Origin of the sequence: uncultured Cloacibacillus sp. (genome assembly GCF_963926575.1) — a bacterium.
Classification (GTDB): Bacteria; Synergistota; Synergistia; order Synergistales; family Synergistaceae; genus Caccocola; species Caccocola faecigallinarum.
This window is the reverse complement of sequence record NZ_CAWUXW010000003.1, coordinates 924870-946043: the sequence shown is the minus strand read 5'-3', so window position 1 is coordinate 946043 and position 21174 is coordinate 924870. Positions and strand designations below refer to the sequence as shown.

General features: G+C 49.1%; 11 protein-coding genes. 5 read left to right on the top strand and 6 right to left on the bottom strand.

Annotated elements, in window-relative coordinates; genetic code table 11:
• Nucleotide 1 precedes the first annotated feature (1 nt).
• The 5 genes from ABGT66_RS09605 (at nt 2) to ABGT66_RS09585 (ending at nt 14374) form a co-directional block, all read left to right on the top strand.
• Nucleotides 2–520, top strand: coding sequence for a putative metallopeptidase (locus tag ABGT66_RS09605; RefSeq protein WP_346690381.1), 519 nt, complete (start codon nt 2–4; stop codon nt 518–520).
• Nucleotides 521–1256: 736 nt separating this feature from the next.
• The gene (locus ABGT66_RS09600; protein ID WP_346690380.1) at nt 1257–1745 is read left to right on the top strand and encodes a TnpV protein; all 489 of its coding nucleotides are present in this window, start codon (nt 1257–1259) and stop codon (nt 1743–1745) included.
• 20 nt (nt 1746–1765) lie between these two features.
• The gene (locus ABGT66_RS09595) at nt 1766–12322 is read left to right on the top strand and encodes an LPD5 domain-containing protein (RefSeq protein ID WP_346690379.1); all 10557 of its coding nucleotides are present in this window, start codon (nt 1766–1768) and stop codon (nt 12320–12322) included.
• A gap of 20 nt (nt 12323–12342) precedes the next feature.
• A complete protein-coding gene (locus tag ABGT66_RS09590; RefSeq protein ID WP_346690378.1) occupies nt 12343–12783 on the top strand; it encodes a hypothetical protein in 441 nt (146 codons plus the stop codon).
• 268 nt (nt 12784–13051) lie between these two features.
• The gene (locus ABGT66_RS09585) at nt 13052–14374 is read left to right on the top strand and encodes a hypothetical protein (protein WP_346690377.1); all 1323 of its coding nucleotides are present in this window, start codon (nt 13052–13054) and stop codon (nt 14372–14374) included.
• A 348-nt stretch (nt 14375–14722) separates the two neighbouring features.
• Here ABGT66_RS09585 and ABGT66_RS09580 read toward each other — a convergent pair whose 3' ends face one another.
• The 6 genes from ABGT66_RS09580 to ABGT66_RS09555 are packed head-to-tail and all read right to left on the bottom strand — an operon-like array spanning nt 14723 to nt 21167.
• Nucleotides 14723–15046 carry a hypothetical protein gene (locus ABGT66_RS09580; protein WP_346690376.1) on the bottom strand — a complete coding sequence of 108 codons (324 nt, stop codon included), beginning with the start codon at nt 15044–15046 and terminating at the stop codon, nt 14723–14725.
• On the bottom strand, nt 15034–15816 hold the full coding sequence (locus ABGT66_RS09575) for a nucleotidyl transferase AbiEii/AbiGii toxin family protein (RefSeq protein WP_346690375.1): 783 nt from the start codon (nt 15814–15816) through the stop codon (nt 15034–15036). Before ABGT66_RS09575 ends, ABGT66_RS09580 begins: the two co-directional genes overlap by 13 nt.
• A gap of 36 nt (nt 15817–15852) precedes the next feature.
• Complete coding sequence (locus ABGT66_RS09570; RefSeq protein ID WP_346690374.1) at nt 15853–17058, bottom strand: hypothetical protein; 1206 nt, start codon at nt 17056–17058, stop codon at nt 15853–15855.
• Nucleotides 17055–17564 (bottom strand): S26 family signal peptidase, encoded by a 510-nt coding sequence (locus ABGT66_RS09565; RefSeq protein WP_346690373.1) that lies wholly within the window; start codon nt 17562–17564, stop codon nt 17055–17057. Before ABGT66_RS09565 ends, ABGT66_RS09570 begins: the two co-directional genes overlap by 4 nt.
• Nucleotides 17548–19821 carry a type IV secretory system conjugative DNA transfer family protein gene (locus ABGT66_RS09560; protein ID WP_346690372.1) on the bottom strand — a complete coding sequence of 758 codons (2274 nt, stop codon included), beginning with the start codon at nt 19819–19821 and terminating at the stop codon, nt 17548–17550. Before ABGT66_RS09560 ends, ABGT66_RS09565 begins: the two co-directional genes overlap by 17 nt.
• A 2-nt stretch (nt 19822–19823) precedes the next feature.
• On the bottom strand, nt 19824–21167 hold the full coding sequence (locus tag ABGT66_RS09555) for a TrbI/VirB10 family protein (protein ID WP_346690371.1): 1344 nt from the start codon (nt 21165–21167) through the stop codon (nt 19824–19826).
• Nucleotides 21168–21174 lie beyond the last annotated feature (7 nt).

The window sequence follows — 21174 nt, the reverse complement described above, 5'->3', positions numbered from 1 at the left end:
GATGAAGAATATGGCGCGGAAAACAGAGAGAACAGAAGGCGAATTTGATTACGAGATAGTGAATAATAAGATTTACCCGATTGCGGAGCAGCTTATCCGTAAGTATGACGAGCTACACCATATTGCTCCTGATAAGATTTTATTCGTCGTTAATCGTAAAAGCGGAGGCGGCAAGAAACAAATCACGCTGGCAAAGACATCTAAAATCTCGCCGAAGTGGACGGAGATACTATACCAGCTTGGCGCGTGTCCATATTTCTACATTATCGAATTTTATGCAAAGACCACTTCTGCAATGGACGAATCACAGCTTGTCGCTCTTGTCTATCGTGAACTTCGGCGCATTGGCCCAGAAGGCGACCTGCTTGCGCCGGACGTTGCCGATTGGTATCAGCTTCTTATGGGACTAGGCCGTAAGTGGTTTTATCCAGATGCTTCATGTCCGAACTTATTGGACGATAACGTGGATTGGAAACGGCTCATGGGAAGTTACTATGAAGAAATTGAGAATAACGGATAGTCACATAGGTAAAAGGGACGGAACGATATGGTCAATCAGAAGAAGCTCGAATCGACGCAAAAGCTATTAGCAGAGACTAAAGAAGCCGTCTTTTCAAAACGGGAAAGATGGAACGATTATATTCTTAACGCTGCGGTCAAGTTTTATAAATATAATTTCGAAGATCAACTGCTGATTCATGCCCAGCGCCCTGACGCCACAGCGTGTGCGGAATACAGCATGTGGAACAGCCTGGGACGGTATGTCAGGCGAGGCAACAGCGGCGTATCGCTGCTTACCAATGTCGATGGCAGGCCGGGCTTGCGCTACGTGTTCGATATCTCTGACACCGGAGGTAAGGAGATACCGCCGATATGGTCATATCGCGGAGATTTGCACAATATCGTTAGAGATTCCATATGTCGGAGCTTTCGCCTGGATGAATGTGATAGCGTAAATCGAGCAATAAAAAACGCTGTTCAGAAAGCAACTTTTACGTGGCTGTCTAATCACAATTACATCGACGAACATGCGCCAGAATTATTGAATAATCTTATCGTACAAAACAGTATAATAGTCGTGCTGGAACGTATTGGACTGCGCGGAAAGTTGCCGCCGGCTTTTAATGGAATTGAAATGCTCGACTACGACGAGCTTGCATTGCTTGGCAACGGAATCAACCGCATTTCCGGCATTATACTGCGTGTCATAGAAAAATCGGTCAAAGAAGCGGAGAAAGAAAGGAGCCTAACAGGTCATGATGACGAACGAAGAATTCGACAGACTACAGGAAGAAATACGCCAGGAGTTCACGTGGGAGGATTGGATGCAGCGGCCGGAGAAGGACGAACCGGAGGAAGAACCGATGGAGATGGCAGAGCTGCCGAAGAGGAAGATAGAGAACGGGATACCATACGTCCTGGTCGGGGACTACTACATACCGGACCTTCGGGCGGAAGAGGCGATACCGGAGAGGATCGGACGCTTCGGTCGGGAGAGGCTGCGCTATCTGGAGGAGAACAAGCCGGAAGAAGTCCACAAGATGATTCTGGCAGGGAACCTGAACGAGACGCTGGAGCAGCTGAACGAACAGGTGGAAGACAAGATACGCGAGCTGATGCAGGAGATGCTGCGGAAAAATCCGGCTCCGGACAAGATGAAGCATCAGCTGGAGTGGGTCGGACATATGAACATGATGCGCGAGAAAGCGATAGAGATAGCGAGAAGCGAACTGATTTACGTCTAAAAGACGGCGAGGGAGGCGCTTTGCCTCCCTCAGCAGCGCGCAGACGCAGGAAGAAAGACAACTTAAAACAAGCGTCGCTGTTTCCTTCGGAAGAAGAGCAGCGAGCCGAAATAAACTCAGCAAATACTTCCTCCCATAGAAATCAAGCTGAACAGGTCGAACTATATATCAGGCACATCCTGCTTTCCGACGAGACGCTTTTATCACAGAAATATCTCGTCTATAAGAATCTTACGCGCGAGGCGAACACAGCCGCGGCGGTGAACTGGCTGCGCAATATACACCGAAACACAACATCATCGTGGATGACATTACCAGGGGATGAAGAGCAAAAGAAAGCGTATATCTCGTATGACGGGCATGGAATAAGCATAGTAAGGCACAATACGAATGCCCAGGTCGCCGCAATGAAAATATCGTGGACACATGCTTGCGACGTATTGCTCGATCTCATACGCGAAAGAGAGTTCATAAGTGAAGAAGAACTGTCGGTCAGAGCCGGACAGCCCATATCTTCATTGCCGCAGATACCGCAGGAAGACATAGACAGGATAATCATGCCGCCCGCAGGCTTGGAATACAACAAAAACGTTGTATACGAAATAGTCTCGGAAAATAAAGGCGGAGACCAAACCTACGATTCAATATTCATAAAAAACAGCTATTCGCCCCACGCTGCGCTGCAATATCATTTCCGCGACGGTACTGTCGGGCGCGTCGAAGCGGGCGACGACGGCGTTTACATAGAAAAGCCCGGATACGCGCCGTTATTTGTCTCCGTGCGGCAAGCGTATGACCGGATAGCTGAATTTGTCGCAGACGGTACATATTACGAAAAATATTACGAAGACAACAGGCTGCTGACCCATGAAGCCGTAGACGCGATTCTCTGCATGGGAACAGCTACGGCGTGGGGCAAAGAAGAAATCTTCGGCAAGATCAGCTCGACGTGGGACGACGAAACAAAATTGTCTACGATAAAAAGTTGTTATCCCATAGGTTCGGAAGAGACTTTTCTGTCACGTGACAATGCTGATGAAGCGGCCCGCATAAATTACGACGAAGAGGGAATACGCATACAAGTCTACGATATGGAAAACGTAGGCGAACGGGGCGGCATTAACGTCGAGTATGCTTATTTGACCTGGGAAGAGGTTAAAGAGCGGATAGAAAAGCTGATAGCCGAAGACAAATACCTATATGAGACTGGGCCGGATTTTATTAACGACGACGGAGCTCTCGTTGTTGACGAAAAAGAAATAAGAGAATTCCTGCGAGCAGGCACAGGATTCCCTGGAGCGAAAAACCGCATCGCTGAAGCCTACGCCTCTGGCGGGCGTGACGCGATGGAAAAGGCTCTATTTGCGGAATATGAGGGAGCGCGATACGGCTTTGATACGCATGACAGCGGAGGCACAAGGATATACAACTCAGCCAGCATTGACCCTAGCATCGTGCATTACGAAAAAATTAGGACTGGCGGATTGCGTTCTCCCTCTGCAAAAAGAGTCGCGGTTGTAAATGGTATAAGCGATATTCTCGAAGACCTTATACAACGCGGAACGTATCTCGACGAAAAGGACCGCAACTTGCCGGAAGATGTTGTTAAGGGCGGAAGAAAAATCACAGACGCCGACGTCGCCGAGATATGCCTTGCGGATCCTATTTCCACCAGAGAGAAAATCTTTGACGTTTTTCAAAAAATTTCGGCTGCGTCCGAAAGGCAGAAAGCCCTGAAAGAGATATACGGACAAAGCGGACACACTTTCATTTATCCATCCGGACTATGGGGATTTGTCAGATATGATGCGAAAGGCATCGCTATAGAAAAGGCCGGAGAGAAAGCATCTTTTTCATATGCTGAAATAATCAAAATCATAGCTAAAGAAATAGAAAAAGGAACGTATATAACCCAAGAAGAACGCGAGGCTGTACAGGAGCGCTACGTCGAGGATGAAGAGCCCGACTCGGATGAGAAAACAGAAACGGTCGAGGCTCACGTAATCGATGAGAAAAAGCCGGGAAGTCCAAGTCCCCATATCCCGCTGGACTACCGGATAACGGACGAGAATATCGGCGTCGGAACGCCGAAAGAACGGTACGCTAACAACATCGCCGCCATCAAGCTGCTTAAAGAGCTTGAAGAGTCTGGGCGCATGGCCTCAGCCGAAGAGCAGGAAACCCTCGCGAAGTACGTAGGTTGGGGCGGGCTGGCCGGCGCTTTTGACGAGCAAGATTCCGGATGGAGCAGGGAGTATCAGGAGCTTAAAGGGCTGCTTACCGATGAGGAATACCGTTCGGCGCGCAGTTCTACCCTCACGGCTTTCTATACGCCGCCGGTTGTGACGGAAGCTATATACTCGACGCTTGAACGTTTGGGGTTCTCAGGCGGCAACGTTCTTGAACCCGCAATGGGGACGGGACACTTTTTCGGGACGATGCCGGAGGCTATAAGAGACAAATCCCGTCTTTATGGCGTCGAGCTGGACAGCGTTTCAGGCAGGATAGCCAAGCAGCTTTATCAGAAATCCTCGATACAGGTCTGCGGATACGAAGATACGAATTACCAGGACAATTTCTTCGACCTGGCCGTCGGGAACGTGCCTTTTGGGCAGTTTAAGGTGGCGGACGCTCGCTATAACAAGCTCAACTACAGCATACACGACTATTATTTTGCGAAGACTTTGGATAAGGTGCGCCCTGGAGGCGTCGTCGCCTTTATAACGTCCAGATACACAATGGACAAGGAAAACCCTTCCGTCCGCCGCTACATCGCGCAGCGCGCGGAGCTGTTGGGAGCGGTGCGCCTGCCTAATACTGCGTTTAAGAGCGCAGCCGGTACGGAAGTTGTGTCGGATATCCTGTTCCTTCAAAAGCGCGAGCGCGTGATGGACGTTGAGCCGGAATGGATATTTACCGGCAAGACCGAAGATGGAATAGTCGCAAACGAATACTTTATAAAGCATCCTGAGATGGTCTGCGGCAATCTGGAGCTTACAAGTTCCGCATATGGCCCTGTACCGACGTGTATGCCGATAGAAGGCTCAAGCCTGGAAGATTTGCTTGCTAATGCCTGCTCTCGCATCGAAGGACAAATGACGGAAGCCTCGCTTGTTTTGGACGAGAATGAAGAAAAACCTCGTGAAACGATACCGGCAGATCCTGACGTGCGGAACTACAGCTACACGGTCGTCAACGGAGAAGTATATTACCGTGAGAACGCCGTAATGTATAAACCTGAAAATGCTGTAGGCATGAGGGCTGAACGGATAAAAGGGCTTGTTGCGCTGCGTGACTGTACGCGCGAGCTGATAGAGTATCAGCTGAACGGACAATCTGATGTGGATATAGCCGCCAAACAGCGCGAACTGCGGCAGCTGTACGACAGTTTTACAGCCAAGTATGGGATCATAAACAGCCGCGGCAACGCTCAGGCTTTTGAGGCTGATTCCGGCTACTTCTTACTGTGCTCTCTTGAAGAACTAGATGCCGAAGGCAATCTCAAAGGGCTGGCGGATATGTTCTCGAAGAGGACAATCGGCTACAGGAGCGTCCCGACAAGCGTAGAAACTGCGGTCGAAGCCCTCGCAGTATCTATATCTGAGCGCGCTTCGATCGATTTGCCTTACATGAGTGCTCTTTGCGGAAAATCTGAAGAAGAAATTGTCAAAGAACTTGACGGAGTTATTTACAAAAATCCGGAGAAGACGCTGCGGAACGGTGGAAAAGCCGTGTACGACACCGCTGATGAGTACCTTTCCGGCGATATATTGCAGAAAATACGCTTCGCAGAGCTTGCCGAAAAAAACAGTCCAGGCGAATATACGGAGAACGTAACGGCGCTTGAGAAAGTTAAACCGGAGCCGCTTACCGCGTCCGAGATAACGGCGCGTATCGGTTCGCCGTGGATCGACGAAAGGTTTGTCAAGGATTTCATCGTCGAGCTCTTAGAACCCAACTATTATTTCGCTGTGAATACCCTGAAAGTGACATATATACCCATGACCGCCGAGTGGCGGATAAACGGGAAAAACGGGGATAGGGCGAACGTCAATTCAGAACAAGTGTACGGTACTGCGAAAGCGAACGCTTATGAACTTATAGAAGATGCTTTGAACGGCAAATCTACCAGAGTATATAAGACATTGATTACGCCGGAAGGAGAACATCGCGAACTCGACGTAGAAGCGACAGCCGCCGCTCAGCAAAAACAGGAAATAATTAAGCAGAAATTCCGTGATTGGATATTCAGGGATATTGAGAGGCGGGAGTATCTGGTAGATAAGTATAACCGTCTTTTCAATAACGTTAGGCCACGCGAATATGACGGGGCACATATCGCATTTGCCGGAATGAACCCAGAAATGAAACTTGAGAAGCACCAGCGCGACGCGGCGGCCAGAATATTATATGGGCCGAATACGCTGCTGGCCCATGTAGTCGGAGCGGGCAAGACTTTTGAAATGGTCTCTTCGGCAATGGAGAGCAAACGGCTGGGGCTTTGCCAAAAGAGCATGTTCGTCGTGCCCAACCATTTGACGGAGCAGACGGCTTCCGAATTTATGAAGCTCTACCCCGCCGCAAATATCCTTGTGGCCACAAAAAGGGACTTTGAGAAGAAGAACCGTAAAACATTCTGTTCGCGCATCGCCACGGGAGACTACGACGCCGTTATCCTCGGCTTCTCGCAGTTCGAGAAGATTCCTATGAGTTTGGAAAGGCAAAGCGAATTTATACAGGAGCAGATAGACCAGATAACGGACGGTATTACAGCGCTGAAAGCGGCGAACGGGGAACGGTTCAGCGTAAAAAAGTACGAGCAGATGCAGAAGCGCCTCCAGGAAAAGATGGACGTTTTGCAGCAGCGTATGGAAGCGCGGAAGGACGACGTTATAACCTTCGAGGAGCTCGGCGTCGATATGCTTTTTATCGACGAGGCGCACAATTACAAGAACCTTATGACGTATACGAAGATGAGCAACGTCGCGGGGATTTCTACGACAGAGGCTCAGAAGAGCGCGGATCTCTATATGAAATGCCGTTATATGGACGAGATTACCGGCGGCAGGGGGATAGTCTTCGCTACGGGGACGCCGGTTTCAAATTCTATGGTCGAGCTCTTTACGATGCAGCGCTATCTCCAGATGCACGAGCTGGAAAAGCGCGGCCTGGCTCATTTTGACGCTTGGGCGTCTACGTTCGGTGAGACGACGAACGTGCTGGAGCTGTCGCCTGACGGCAGCGGATATAGGACGCGGACGCGGTTCGCGAAATTTTTCAATTTGCCGGAGCTTATGTCTATGTTCTCTGAATGCGCGGATATAAAGACGGCGGATATGCTTAATCTGCCGGTTCCTGCCACTCATTATGAGAATATCGTCGTGAAGCCGTCCGCTGAGCAGCTCGAGATGATAGGCAAGCTCTCTGAGAGGGCCGAAAAGATAAGAAACAGGAGCGTCCGGCCCGATGAAGACAACATGCTCAAGATCACATCGGATGGGAGGAAGATAGGGCTCGACCAGAGGCTTATGGATGATTCCTTGCCGGACGACCCTGGGAGTAAGGTCAACGCCTGCGTAAGCAACGTGCTGCGGATATGGCGGGAGACGAAGGAAGACAAGGGGACGCAGCTTATCTTCTGCGACTTCTCGACGCCTGATCCGAAGAAATTCAATCTTTATGACGACATAAAAGAAAAGCTGATAAAAGCCGGAGTGCCAGAGAACGAGATCGCCTTTATCCACGACGCCGATACGGAGACGAAGAAAGCGGCGCTGTTTGCAAAAGTGCGCGAAGGACATGTCAGAGTGCTTATGGGAAGCACGCAGAAGATGGGGGCCGGCACAAACGTGCAGGACAGGCTCGTCGCTTCGCATGACCTTGACTGCCCCTGGCGTCCCGCCGACCTTGAACAGCGCGCTGGAAGGATAGTTCGCCAGGGCAACCGCAATAAAGAGGTCTATATCTACAGGTACGTCACTGAGCGTACGTTCGATGCATACTTGTATCAAACAATCGAAAACAAACAGAAATTCATTGCACAGATAATGACGAGCAGAAGTCCGGTGCGAAGCTGCGAGGACGTCGACGAATCCGTATTGCAGTACGCAGAGATCAAGGCGTTGTGCGCTGGAGATCCGCGTATCAAAGAGAAGATGGACCTGGATATACAGGTCGGACGGCTGACGCTCTTGAAATCAGCCTATCAGGATAACCGTTATATGCTAGAACATAGCGTGGCCAAGACGCTTCCGGAAGAGATTGCGAACTGCAAAGCAAAGATAAAGTTTCTTGAAAGCGATATAGAATATATTAAGGCCAACACGCACGACGAAAACGAAGAGAAGTTCTCGCCTATGACCGTGTTAGAAACGGTTTGCACACAAAAGGCTTCTGCCGGACAGAAGATACTTTTAGCAAAGGAACTCGCTACTCGAAAAGAGATGACTCCGATCGGCGAATACCGAGGTATGAACATGTCCGTCGGCATCAGAGATTATTTCGGAGGACATTCCACCTATGTGCTACTGCTTAAACGCGAAGGCGGCAGACGGTCGTATGACGTAGAACTAGGAGACGATAAGCTCGGCAATATCACACGAATTAACAACGCGCTCGCCAAGATACCGGACATTCTTGAGAACGAGAAACGGCTGCTGGCGCAGAAAGAGAGTCAGCTTGCCGGATATGCTGAAGAGTTGCGGAAACCGTTTGAGCACGCGAAAGAACTTGAAACGTTGCAGGCGAGGCTGAATTTGCTTAATGCGGAGCTGAATCTGGACGGAGGCGGGCGCGGCGCACAGGCACAGACGACGAAGTCAGAAGAGGATATACGCAAAGACAGGTTGCAGGAGGAATCGTCGTCTATTGAGCCAGGGACAGAAACGCACGGTGATTTTGCGCTCGAAGATAAACCGGAGAAGATAGAGGACTTTGGGGAAAAGATAGGCGGAGCCCGTAAGGATATTGCTGCAATCAAATCCCAACTGGACAGAACGCTGGCCTTCTCTGACGACGAGATATTAGAAAAACAGTTTTCAGCGGTATTCCCTGAACCTAATTACAAGAAACTCATTACAAATGGTATGAATCCCAAAGCAGTGGCCGTGATACGCGCATTACGTGAAACGGTGCCGGATAAACCGAGGCGTTCTTGGGGACGTGACGCCCTAGTATATACTCAGATATTGAAGCTGACAAAAGCGTTGGTATCAGAAATTCTTGATAATGACTATGCTGTAGAAAAAGTAATAAACAGCTTCAACAGCAATTCAGAATTAAAAAAGAAAGTAATTTCGAAAGCAGAGCTATATCTCGCCGTTGGGCACGATGTGTCCTTGTCCGGCTATATGATAAGCCGAAGAGATGTCTATTACATCCACGGGGAAAAACTGGCAAAACCAGAATATATGTGGTGCATCGAAAGCAAAAAGCGCGGCGGCGTGAGCGGTTACGGCGAGCTGTTCGAGGATGCCGTAAAGGATTTCAAGAAAGAATTTGAAAGAAGCAAAGAACAGGCAAAACAGGGGGAACCTTCAAAGCGAAAGCTGGATTTCGATCTTTTCCGTTACAGGAACAAGCCAAATGAAATTTTTATAGGAAAAAAGATGGGGCGCGAGTATGTCCGGCTTGCTGGGCCGTTTGCGTCACAAAAAGAAGCTGCGCTGTACCGGAGCGAGAACGGGGATCTGCTTGAAGAGCGGTGGGCGAATTATAAGCTCATTCCGTCAGAGCGGCGCGCCGGAAATGAGCCGCGTACAGGAGTAGATCGTCGCGGCGGAAGAGACGTGACGCCGGATATGTTTATGAAAGCCTTCGGTTTTCGCGGCGTAGAGTTTGGTAATTACGTAGAGCAGGATAAAAGGCAGCGCGACCTGAATGAAGCTTATGACGCGCTTATGGATATGGCGGATGTCATAAGCGTGCCGCCGAAGGCGCTGTCGCTAAATGGACGGCTGGGGCTGGCATTCGGAGCTCGCGGCAAAGGCGGAAAGAACGCGCCGAAGGCTCATTACGAACCGCTTTATATGGCGATAAACCTTACAAAGACCAACGGTGCAGGCAGCCTCGCTCACGAGTGGATGCACGCGGTCGACGACTATTTCGGCTCTAGGCTTACGAAGGGAGGAATGATGAGCGAATCGAGTGTGGCTGCGATGAGCGCCATCGGTCGTGAGGTGGGCGATGTGGGCGAGGTTCGGCGTGAAATGGTGCAGGCGTTCGGCGGCGTCTTGAGCGCCGTCAGAAGAGACACGAATTTGTCAAAACGTTCCGAAGAGCTTGATAAGCGCCGCTCCGGTAAGGAGTATTGGTCGTTGAAGACCGAGCTGCAATCAAGGGCTTTCGAGGCTTATATCATAGACAAGCTCGCTGAAAGCGGAGCATCTAACGACTATCTTGCGAATATCGTATCTGAGGACGCATGGAAGGCTATGTCGGCCCCGCGCGGCGATGAACTTCCAGATGATTATCCGTACCCGACAAAGGACGAGATGCCGGTGATACGCGAGGCGTTCGATAAGTTCTTTGAGGCTATTCAGACAAGAGAAACAGATAAAGGCGTCGAGATGTATAGTCTTGAAGAAAAGAGCCATATATTTCCCAGCATATCTATAGACGACATACGTGCCCGAATAAAAGGCGCTGAGGTAACTGAGTTAGACTCGGGAAAAATACGCCTTGATTTTATAAACGGCACGAAGTGGATTATAGATATGGAAGCAGCCGAGATTCCAGTTGACCCGGATATCGTTCGTCGTGACTATGGGCGCGACGTCAAACCGGATGATGTTGTGTCTGGACGAACTCGCATTATCGGCGGACGGACGTTTATTGACCTTGTGGCCGGCATGAGTGACGCCAAAACATTTTCTCACGAAGTCTTTGAAGCATCATGGGGCACGCTGACGGGAGAAGAACAGAATATATTGCTGAAAACCTATAAAAGCCGCGAAGTCGCCGCGGATAGATATGCTGCGTACCTTGAGGGACGAGTGGGGGTGTCGTCTTCCGCTGTCTCCACCGTCTTCCAGCGTTTGAAGGACTTCTTCATGGATATACGCGCTTCGCTGTTCGGGCGCGGTTCCGAGGATATATTTCGTCAGATTGCCGAGGGAAAGGTGCATAGCAGATCAGTTCAGCAGAGCGAGGAAGAGGCTGTACGCTATGAAATCCGCGATAGGGAGGGGAACATGAAGGGAGCGGACGAAATAATTGAAAAACCGGTGGAAGAGTGGACGAACGCTGAAGCCGATAAGGTGCTGGAAGCGCTCGACGAACATATTGCAACCGAAAGGGCGCGAGATCGCGAGCTACATTTCGCTCTTGATGAGGCCCCGGTCGGAGAGAAAGGAAAGGTGATTGAAGCTTACGAGCGAGAATCCGAGGCGAGGAAAGCCGAGACTGAACGCGCGCAAAAGTATGTCTCAAAGCTGATTGAATGGCAGGGACTCGAAGACAAAGAAGAACATAAGGAGGAATCGCTGATGGCAGAACAGGAAAGAAAGACAGTAACGCTTGCGGCAGGAGACGATTTTATCCATAGCGGATATAAGCACGGCAAAGTCATAGTAGGGAAGATCGTCGGACGTGTTTACAAAGAAGAAAAGGATAGGCTTAACGACGGTACGCCGATGGAGCAAAAGGTATACTCCGCCAGCTTTAGAATCGCTGCGTCTGAAAGAGATCCTGGGACACGTGTGAGAATACGGAGTACGAAGCCGATTGACCTGTCCGCCTTTGAAAAAGGAGAAAAGCCGCTGCTTCTCACTGGACAAACGTTTCTTCTGACGCCGCGCGATCGTGATGGACACGCTGCCGGTTCGCGTGTTCCTGTGCTGTTCGCAAGATCCATACATGAGGCTGTTGTAGTAAAAGGCCAGCCGGTACGCGGCGGAGAAGTCGTCGTATCAAAAGATGATGCCGTCCAAACTGAATTTTTCAGCGCGGCGCGCGAGAATCTTACCGGATATGTCTACGAGAGCAAGTATAACTCGTTCAATAAGGTTTTAGGCCAACCGGAGCAGCCTTTCGGGTATGAATCGCGTTTTTCGGTATCGACTCCGAAACGCGGCAATGACGGGAAAACCGTTATAGGCGAGGACGGCAAGCCTGTATATGAGTTTGTCCAAGTACATTGCATAACGCGAGAACCTATGCAGATAGACGATATGCTGTCACAGTCAGGGACGCCGAAATTGTTGTCTATGAAGGGCGCATATCAGATGTATGACGTTCAGCGTCCAGATAAGAGCGTGGCCCGCAACGTAGTGACGTTTGAACCCACAATCGTTGCAAAGTATAAGGAGCGTACTCTTGAGATTACTGTTGAGAAAGGCAACGCCCCAGAAGTACGTGACCCCAATACTCAGAATGGGATATACAAGGGAGAAATAACGGATCACGACATGCAGAACGACATTTATTTCCAGCGCATAGGAACAGTCGAATATGCCCATGACGGAGCTAATCTTGATAAACCACTTGCGATAGGAGATAAAGTGCAAGTAATTTATAAAGACGGTCATGGTGTTGTGCGGGAAATGTCCAAAGACAAAGAACTGGAAAATGAGCGCTAAGTCGTTCGAGTGTGGCAACCATGAAGAAGTATATCTTAAACGCAGTAGCAGCTCTTTTAATTGGATTGCAGATTGGAGCTGTTGCCACTACAGCGAAAGCCGGTGAAGCCCCAATTCCCAAAGAAATAGCTTCAATTTCGCCTGGCAGAGAGTTTACGCTCAACGGTCCTTCGCCTGTTTATAAATTTATCGAAAAACATCATAGTAAAGCATCTGACAAAAGCGTGATGTTATTTATGGTTACATTTGATAAACCAGTAAAATATGCCGAAGGCGTTGGCTCTATGATATTTCCAGAATTGGAAATATCGCCGTTTGTCGCTGGGGATGAAACGGAAACTTTATTTACAATATACTACGTAAAATTGATGGCAGACGAAAAAAAATCAACGTGGCGAACCGCCGCAGTTACTGCATATATGCCAGGAGAAAACCCATCGGTTGCATTTTATGGCAGATAATGCTAGACGAGACAGCAGAGAAAGCTTCCGCTGTCTCGTCATTATCAATGATATGTTGTACTTACAGAGAAGTGAGGGCCCCCCCCTATAAAAAGACTTGAAGAACATGATTAGTCATAAATAATTCGTAATTACTTAGAAACATAAATGGAGGCTTTGCCTCCATTTTTTATAGATTTATATTGTCTTATATGATTACTTATTGACAACAATAGAATTGTTACTGTAAGATGACAATTAGTAATTGTTGGATAAGGAGGATAACAGTATGCGATCTGAATTACATGATAGGCGTATCGGACTTTCGGATGCGAATAATTTCTTTGTGTCATGCGAACGTTGCGTAAACCCTGCACTGAACGGAAGGCCAGTTGTCGTCCTATCTGGTAATGACGGGTGTGTTATTGCTAGATCCAACGAGGTCAAGTTGCTAGGTGTGCCTATGGGAGCACCGTATTTTCAATATCGATCTATGCTTGCTTATAACGGAGTGGCGATACGATCCGCCAATCATAAGCTGTACAATGAGATTTCATCACAGGTCATGTCCGTTATTAAGAGGTATTCTGACGCACAGGAAATATACAGCATTGATGAGTGTTTCATTAACCTTGCAATATCTTCTGTAACTGATGTTGTGAAATATTGCCGGACGATCCGCAAAGCCGTGTGGGATAAATGTAGAATTCCGGTATCTATTGGGATCGCGCCGAGTAAGACTTTGGCAAAACTAGCGTCAGAATATGCGAAGAAACATCCAGAAACATTAGGCGTATATTGGATGGACGCTACGAAATATCGTGACGCTGAGTACATGTCGCAAATCGACGTCAGCGATGTGTGGGGGATCGGCCCACGTATGGCTAATGCGCTGCGGCTGGGCGGAATCAAAACGGCCGCGCAGTTTATGCTTCTGGACGACCGAAAATTGCAGCGTCGGTTTGGGGTAAACGGCGTGTTCTGTGCATGGGAGCTGCGCGGTTATCCAGCATATCCGATCGCTACGGAGGGGCGCGTCCAGAAAAGTATTATGGTATCAAGGACATTTGGGGAAAGCATAACTGATTACGCAGATCTGCAAGATGCGCTGCTTTGCTTTACAGTATCAGCAGCAAGACAGCTTCGCGCAGCGAAGCAGATGGCGAAGCGCGTTGCTGTAAAGGTAGAGACCAGCAGATTCAACGCCGATTATTACGCAAACGCCAAAGAATTTGATTGTAATACTCCAGTGTCGTCGGACGCCGACCTGATAAAGATTGCAGTATACTTGCTGGAGAAAATTTTCATTCCTGGGAAAAAATATAAACGTTGTGGAATTCTATTGTCAGAGTTCCAAGACGTATCACAGGGGGTACAAACGTCTTTGTTTGGTGAGGCGGATAATGCAAAACAGCGCCGTGCTATGGCGGCGATCGACGCTATCAACTCAACGTATGATAAAGCGGTTATAAAACCGGCGATAATCCACACGCCGGAAGGAGAGCATAAAAAGTGGCAGGGAAAATCGGAGTTCAAGAGCGAAACAGCTTCTATTCAGAGCCGCCCGACGGGTAATCTTCGCTTTCAGAGTCACTCAGAAGACTTCGCTTAATTACATGCGAAGCTACATTAAACATTATTATTTGTATATGGCTTTTTACGAGTCTTTATAAGGAATAGGCAAGGAATTTGTAGGTTCGCGCATTTGGGGGCTCTGTATGTTATTATGAGTGCGTGAATCATATGTACAGTCGCACCCTTCATGGGCGCGTGGGTTGAAACATTATTAGTTGAACGTGCATAAGGTAATTGCAGTCGCACCCTTTACAGGTGTGTGAGTGAAACGATAGTACCATATCCAGTAAGGTGCTGTAATCGAGCTACGAATGAGAATAGCGTTCCATATGGACCGCAACAGGGCAACGGAAAGGAAACCGTTGCCTTTTTTAGGTGTTTTATTTTACTTTGAAAAAGATGCTAAATATGAACTATTAGTAGGGAATGGGAGCGGCGGATTTATGCCAAGCCGCTTGTTGACGTTGTTCCAATGCTCTTCAGCTCCAACACCCCAGAAAATACCAGGCTGAACATTTTTTAGAGCTTCTCTAAAATCATTATCTGTAAAGCCAAAGCGCTCTCTAGCCATTTGTTCAACGTATGGCGGGCGCTGCGCTAAGATGAAAGACAGCACTGCCATTGTGTTGAAGTCAGATCTATTCTCACCCCACCAATATACGTATTTACGTATAAATTCCTGAAACTCGTCTTTATTTATCTCTCGCATTCATCTCGCTCCCTAACGTTATGAAGATGTGGAGAAACCTTCAATTTCATTGAAAGAAGCCGTGCTATAGACAGTTTTTCTGCCTCCTTAGTAATTATACCAGACACTTGATTTACTAGGTGTTTTAATTCTATCGGTGCGTTTTTATCACGAGCAAAAGAATCTACATAAAATTCATTTGACGACATTGCGTTAAGTAAATGTGAATAGTCTGCTCCGATCTGAGGTAGATACGGGGCTTTTAACGCCATTGCGTATGCGAACCCCCGCGAAAAGGAGACTTTGTTTCTGATCATTTCTGCGATGTCGACGAGGTCTTTAACAGACTGTCGAAAAAGAACTGCGTTGATTTTTGTTGCCATTAAGTCTAACGGAGAAGCGATTTTAACGCCGTTATCTATAGAAACATGAGGCGAATTGATTGCTCCACCAACAAAATTAGGATCACGCATAAACGTAATCTCTACAAGGTCACCTTTTCCCATATCAAGATCATAAATTACTTGAGATGCGCTTGCAGCAGTTTGCAAATATGGTGAATTATAATTAACCGCAAACTTTTTGATGAATGGCAGCTCACAAGTAGAATTTGTTATTGCATTGTCTGAAAGCGAAGAAAAGAAGTCAAAGTCCACAGATTTGCGATGGCCATATCGAAGCGCAATAGCAGTACCTCCGTAGAGCACAAAGTCTTTGGGAACTTCTTTGAGCATTGGCCAGAGTATTTTCTGCGCTTCTGGTAATATGTCAACACGTGGTTTAATTATCATGCTTTTTCCTCCCGTATCTTTATTATAACGTTTATATCACGAGTTTGAGGCAGAAACATATTTCAAGCTAAATAGTGTACTCCACGACTTTGACGACTGAATCTGAATGTTGGGAATGCTTGTGTCTCGGCTCCACCATTGATTTGCCGAGCATATGAGCATATCCGCTTTGCCTTTGAGCATGGAGAGGAGAATCGGCCAGGCTATGTACTGTTCGTAGCAGAGCAGGCATACTGCTGTTCTGCCGTCTTTAAGCATGATTCTTCCTCCGTCGAGCCAGTATGCGTTTGCCGTGCCTTTGCCGCCGAACGGACGCCACATGGATATGGGAACAGGGACGCGCTGACGGTATATTGGATTATCGTCTTTTCCGAGGAATATCATGCAGTTGTCGTATTGGAGATTCTCATCGTAGACTTCAGCGCCGACTATGAGCGTTTGTCCGCGTTTTGCCAGATATTCACCGACTGGAAGCCATAGCTGCTTGGAAGCGTGCGTCCATGCGCCAGCGATTGTTTCAGGTAGCAATATGTATGCGGCTTTTTGTACGAGTATGTCGTCAACAATATCTGTTGTACGAATGAAAGCGTCGGTAAAGTGCGCGGAGCCGGATGCGGATTTTGCGTGATGCGTGTTAAGAGCTGTGAATCCTGCTGGAGAAATGACACAGAAAGGCATGATATACGCTTGAACACAGATGTAAATTATAAAAGTACACGGGAACATTACTGACACAACCTTCCTCGTTTTTGTGGCTCTTGCAATTATGGGAGGCAGGACTGTCATGGCCGCTATACCCAGCCACGATGTACGCGGAAACAGAATGCCGGATGCCAGAAGCGGCGACGCCCAGCCGAACAGGCCGATGGGCGGTATTGTTATGACAATATAGACCGCGCATAAGCGAAGTATTTTTTGTGGAATAGATTTATTTCCGCTCCAGAGCAGCGCCCAGGGCGCGGCCAGCGCGACGGATGACAGACACCAGAGCAGGACGCCCAGCGCAAGCGCGTTAGGCCGTCCGTCGCCGAAGAATGTGGCCGCGCCGAGCGGCACGCCTCTTGCCGCGGTAAGGTAATAAGCTATGGCAAGCGCAAAAGCGGAGAGTCTGGAACCGGCAATACACCAGAGAAGCGGAAGGATCGCTGTGACGGCAAGCAGCTCAGGAGCAGGGCTTATTCCTATATGTGCGCCAATTACTGCTCCGGCTACAGCGGAGAGTATCGTTCTTATGCGCGTCACCGGCTTTCGCCTTTGAAGAGGAAGATAGGGACTGCGACGCCTATTACGTGCGCTCTCGGAACGGGGCCATAGTAGCGGGAATCGTAGCCGTATTTATGCTGCGATGTCACGTATATTTCGTCCGCCTGGATTGTGTAGGGATACTTGGGGTGAGGAAGTTTACGTCCCAATTTGTCGAACTCGAATATGTCGGAATCTGGAAGCTGTCGGCCGTTTATGAATATGCTTTCTCCGTCGCTGCTTACCATGTCGCCCTGGAGTCCGGCGGTTTCTTTGAGCATACGACTTTGGCGGCAAAGTTTGCGGTCGACGCCGATTTCGTCGAGATCGACGACAAGCACGACGTCGCCGCGCAGTATCTTTTCTGATGTCTTGAGCGTGTAAATGCCCAGCGGCAGGCTTTCCGTCATGTTGATATAAAGATTGAAGTGGCGGAAAGCCGTTACGGCGGCCAACAAGGTGATAAAGGGCAAAGCAAGAGTGAGGGCTTTAGTCTTTCTGTTCATTGCCGCTGTATCCGTAGGCTGACGGCGCTTCGTCTGGATAGAACAAATCCAGGATGGACGGTTTATCGTTGTTCGAAGGCTCTATGCGCTGCGAAGCTGCTGTTTCTGTCTTTGACTGAATTTCCGCAGGAGAAAGTGTGTCGGTTTCCTCCGGCGGAGTTGTAGGATCTGCTTTCTCGTCGATGTCGTCAGGCGATGAGACGAGGCTTAAGAGCTCGTCGTCGATCGGAGGTGTGTCAGTTTCCGGCCCGTCTTTTGTGATTTGTTCGTCGGTTTGCGGAGACTCAACCTCCTGGTGTTCTATTTCTTTGGATGGAGCAGGCTGGATCTCGTGGTTTTCTTCATTTGGGCCAGCGGCGTGTTCATCTGTTTTCTGCGGATTATTCATAACTATCAATTCCGTCGGAGGCTTAATTTTCGACCTATCGTTGATTGTCGGATCGAAGAAATAGGGCGTCTGCACGCCGTATATCGGCGCTGTCCCCGAGCTGATGAGCAGAAGGTCTCCAGGAGCAGTCACGCGCCCGTCGGCGTCTTTCGTCGGCCCGGGAAGACGCTTTACTTCGTCGGGAGTCATAAGTTCGCGCGCCTGCTGGCTGTAAGAGATACTTTCCGAGGATTTTCCGAACGGGCCGACGGCGAATCTCTTGCCGGAGATGTTGGAACTGCCAACCGTTACGGTCGTTTTGCCCAGCTTTTCGGAGATAAGCCTCGCGTCCTCTTCCTCGTTCGGAGCGAAGAAGACTTGTACTTTGCAGTTTGCCGTTACGGTTTCGTCTTTGCCGTAAATATCTGAGACTTGCTTGAATGACTGGAATATGAGCAGGGCTTTTAGGCCAAAACTGCCGAAATATGATAAGCCGTCCTGAAGGACGTCAAGTTTTGCAAGGCGCGCCGCCTCGTCGAGCAGCATGAGCAGCTGGTGCTTGTGGCCGGATTTTACTCCGCCATGCTCGTTGTCGGCCTCCATGCGTTTTGTCAGACCAAATATGATCTGTGTGACTAGGAGGCGCAGTATGGGGCGAAGGCGTGTCAGATCGCTCGGAGGAACGACGACGTATAAAGAGACCGGTTCGTCACGGTCTACCAAATCGCTTATGCTGAATGTGCTTTGGGTAGTGTTTTTCGCCACTACAGGGTCAAGCCATAGGCTGAGTTTGGTGATTGCGGTCGAGAATATGGAAGAGACTTCTTTATCCGCCTTTTGCAGCATTTCAAGGGCTACCGCGTCGACCGTAGGGTGTGTAATCAGTTCGCCATTATCATTTTTTTTATGTTTAGTGTCGCGCCAGTTCTGCATACTGAACTGTATGTCCCCTCCGGCGATTGTGTTGCGGACGTTAAGCATCGACGGCTCTCTCTTGTCGTTTTTGGCACAGTAGCATTCGTGAGTTATCGCGCCGGTCAGGAGTGTTGTTGCGTTGCTTATCCAGTGGTCGTCGCCATGCTTGCCGTCCGGGTCGCATATCATAGTCGCTATGTTTTGTATGTCACGGGTCTCGTCAGTTGTGTCCAAGGCTATTTCATTCAGCGGATTATATTTCGCGCAGCCATCGTTCGGGTCAGTAGGCTCAAAGCGGAGACATGGGCCGATGTGTTTCTGACGCCAACCGGCGGATAGGAGCCAGTTCTCTCCTTTTATGTCGAGTACCATTATTGATTTCGGCCATGACAGCAGCGTGGGAACGACGATGCTTATACCTTTACCGGAACGTGTCGGAGCGACGACAAGAAGGTGTTCCGGCCCTGAATGGCGAAGGTAGTGTATCACGCCTTTTTTGTCTTTCCAGCCGCCGAGCGTCGCGCCTATTTTGATTTTGTCTTTCGGAGTTCCGTCCGGCGGCATGAGGCCAGCTTTTATAATTTCATCTTTTGACGCCCAATGGGCCGAGCCGTGCAGCGTGGCCAGCTTCTCTTTGTCGGATGCGACCCGATCGAAGAACCATACTCGGAAGAGTACGGCGGCGGCCAGGAACGAAGCAGCGAGCACGGCAGATACTGTTTTAAGATACGGGACTGCGCCATAGTAGGCGATGTAGGCTATGAAGGCACGCCAACCCCAGAAGGGTGAAGATGTGAATGCACGCTCGTGGTAATATCTGGACAAACACACGTTGAGAGCAATGTCGGCCAAAATGAAGTAGCAGAGCAGGAATAACAGCCCTTTTACTTTCAGAGGAATTAAGGGCTTAGGCGTGTTGTTCGGGACTGAGTAATCGCCCTTTTCAACCCATGTGCGGTTGTTTTCCATAGCCATGATTATCTTGTCCTACCGTATGAGCTGAAGAACGGAACGTCAGCGTTGATTACGATGTTGAAGCGTTTTGCGGGACGGATAAGGACTGTCGGCTGGCTGTTGAGATATTTGTTGAAGAGCTGTTCGCCTGCGTTGCCGATGGAATCAGCTATTTCACGCGCGAACTCGTTCCTGGCGTTGTTGCCGTTGTCAGGTATTACGACTGTGCTGCCGCCGGTTGATACGACCGTATCATTATCGTCGTCGAAGAGAAGGCCGACGGAGCTGAACGCAGCCGTCATTATGGCTGCCGTCAGCAGGCGTCCGTAACGCGGATAATATTTGTCGGAAAGGCCGGAATATCCGCGTTTGTCTGCTCCGGGCATTCCCTGGAGGTCGAGCGTCGTTCCGTCGGGGTAGATAAGCCTTGACCATGAGATTTGTACTCTTCTTTGCGCAAAAGCAATTTTTGAATCGTATATACCGAATACTCTTGTGCCTTGCGGTATGAGTATCACGTCTGGATTTTTCCAGTCGCAGACGTTTTCGGACACCTGAGCGACTACGTAACCTGGAAGGTCTGAATTGACGCCGGTTATGAGGTTGCAGGGGATCATCGTGCCGGATGGGATTATATAAGGAGATATTGGGGATTGAGCTGTCGTGGTTAAGACCCCCCTACCAGAGTTGCGCTGATTAAAGAATTTCTCTTTATCACTCTGGCTCTGACTTGCTTCTCCGGCTGCTTTGTTTGATTCGTGTTCCAGGTATTTGTTGTATATTTCAAGATAGGGATTATCGTCGTATATTCCCCTTCTTGATGTTTGCGTGTCTTGCGTTTCAGATTCTCTCTGCCTTTCGTGCCCGCTCCAGTTCCCTCCCTGCGAGGCAGCCGGAGAAGAAAGGAACGCTTCTCGCTGAAGTTCAAGCCACTGGCGTCTTGCCGCACGTTCATAATTGAGGCGGTCGCGGTCGGCGTCGCTGAGACTGCTTTCTGCTGTCTCCTGTTTAGCCCCATCGAATACCGGCTGCATGAGTGGGGCCTGTTCGTTTTTCTGCGGAGAAGGTGTGTCGGCTTCCTGGACATCGCTTTTGTATTTATTCACGATGTCACTCATGCTAGGCAGACTGGCTTCGTAGACTTTTTTGTCGATATCGAGCGCCTGTTCAGCCGAGGCCATTTTAAGCGTTTCTTCGCCGGCTGTGCGGGCCGCGCGCTCTCTAGGTGGCGTTATGCCGGCGATGCCGATTACTAGCAGCACCAACGTCCCTACGGCGGCGATGGTTATTACTACACGCTTTGAGAATTTCTTGTTCTTTTTGGGCGTGATGATGTTGGGAGTTTCTTTGTCTTCTAAGTTTGCCATTTCTGTT

Bases quoted from the DNA above. Each gene is read 5' to 3' on its own strand.
- ABGT66_RS09590 (WP_346690378.1), top strand. From the start codon at position 12,343: ATGAAGAAGTATATCTTAAACGCAGTAGCAGCTCTTTTAATTGGATTG.
- ABGT66_RS09565 (WP_346690373.1), bottom strand. From the start codon at position 17,564: ATGAACAGAAAGACTAAAGCCCTCACTCTTGCTTTGCCCTTTATCACC.
- ABGT66_RS09555 (WP_346690371.1), bottom strand. From the start codon at position 21,167: ATGGCAAACTTAGAAGACAAAGAAACTCCCAACATCATCACGCCCAAA.
- ABGT66_RS09575 (WP_346690375.1), bottom strand. From the start codon at position 15,816: ATGATAATTAAACCACGTGTTGACATATTACCAGAAGCGCAGAAAATA.
- ABGT66_RS09605 (WP_346690381.1), top strand. From the start codon at position 2: ATGAAGAATATGGCGCGGAAAACAGAGAGAACAGAAGGCGAATTTGAT.
- ABGT66_RS09560 (WP_346690372.1), bottom strand. From the start codon at position 19,821: ATGGCTATGGAAAACAACCGCACATGGGTTGAAAAGGGCGATTACTCA.
- ABGT66_RS09580 (WP_346690376.1), bottom strand. From the start codon at position 15,046: ATGCGAGAGATAAATAAAGACGAGTTTCAGGAATTTATACGTAAATAC.
- ABGT66_RS09585 (WP_346690377.1), top strand. From the start codon at position 13,052: ATGCGATCTGAATTACATGATAGGCGTATCGGACTTTCGGATGCGAAT.
- ABGT66_RS09600 (WP_346690380.1), top strand. From the start codon at position 1,257: ATGATGACGAACGAAGAATTCGACAGACTACAGGAAGAAATACGCCAG.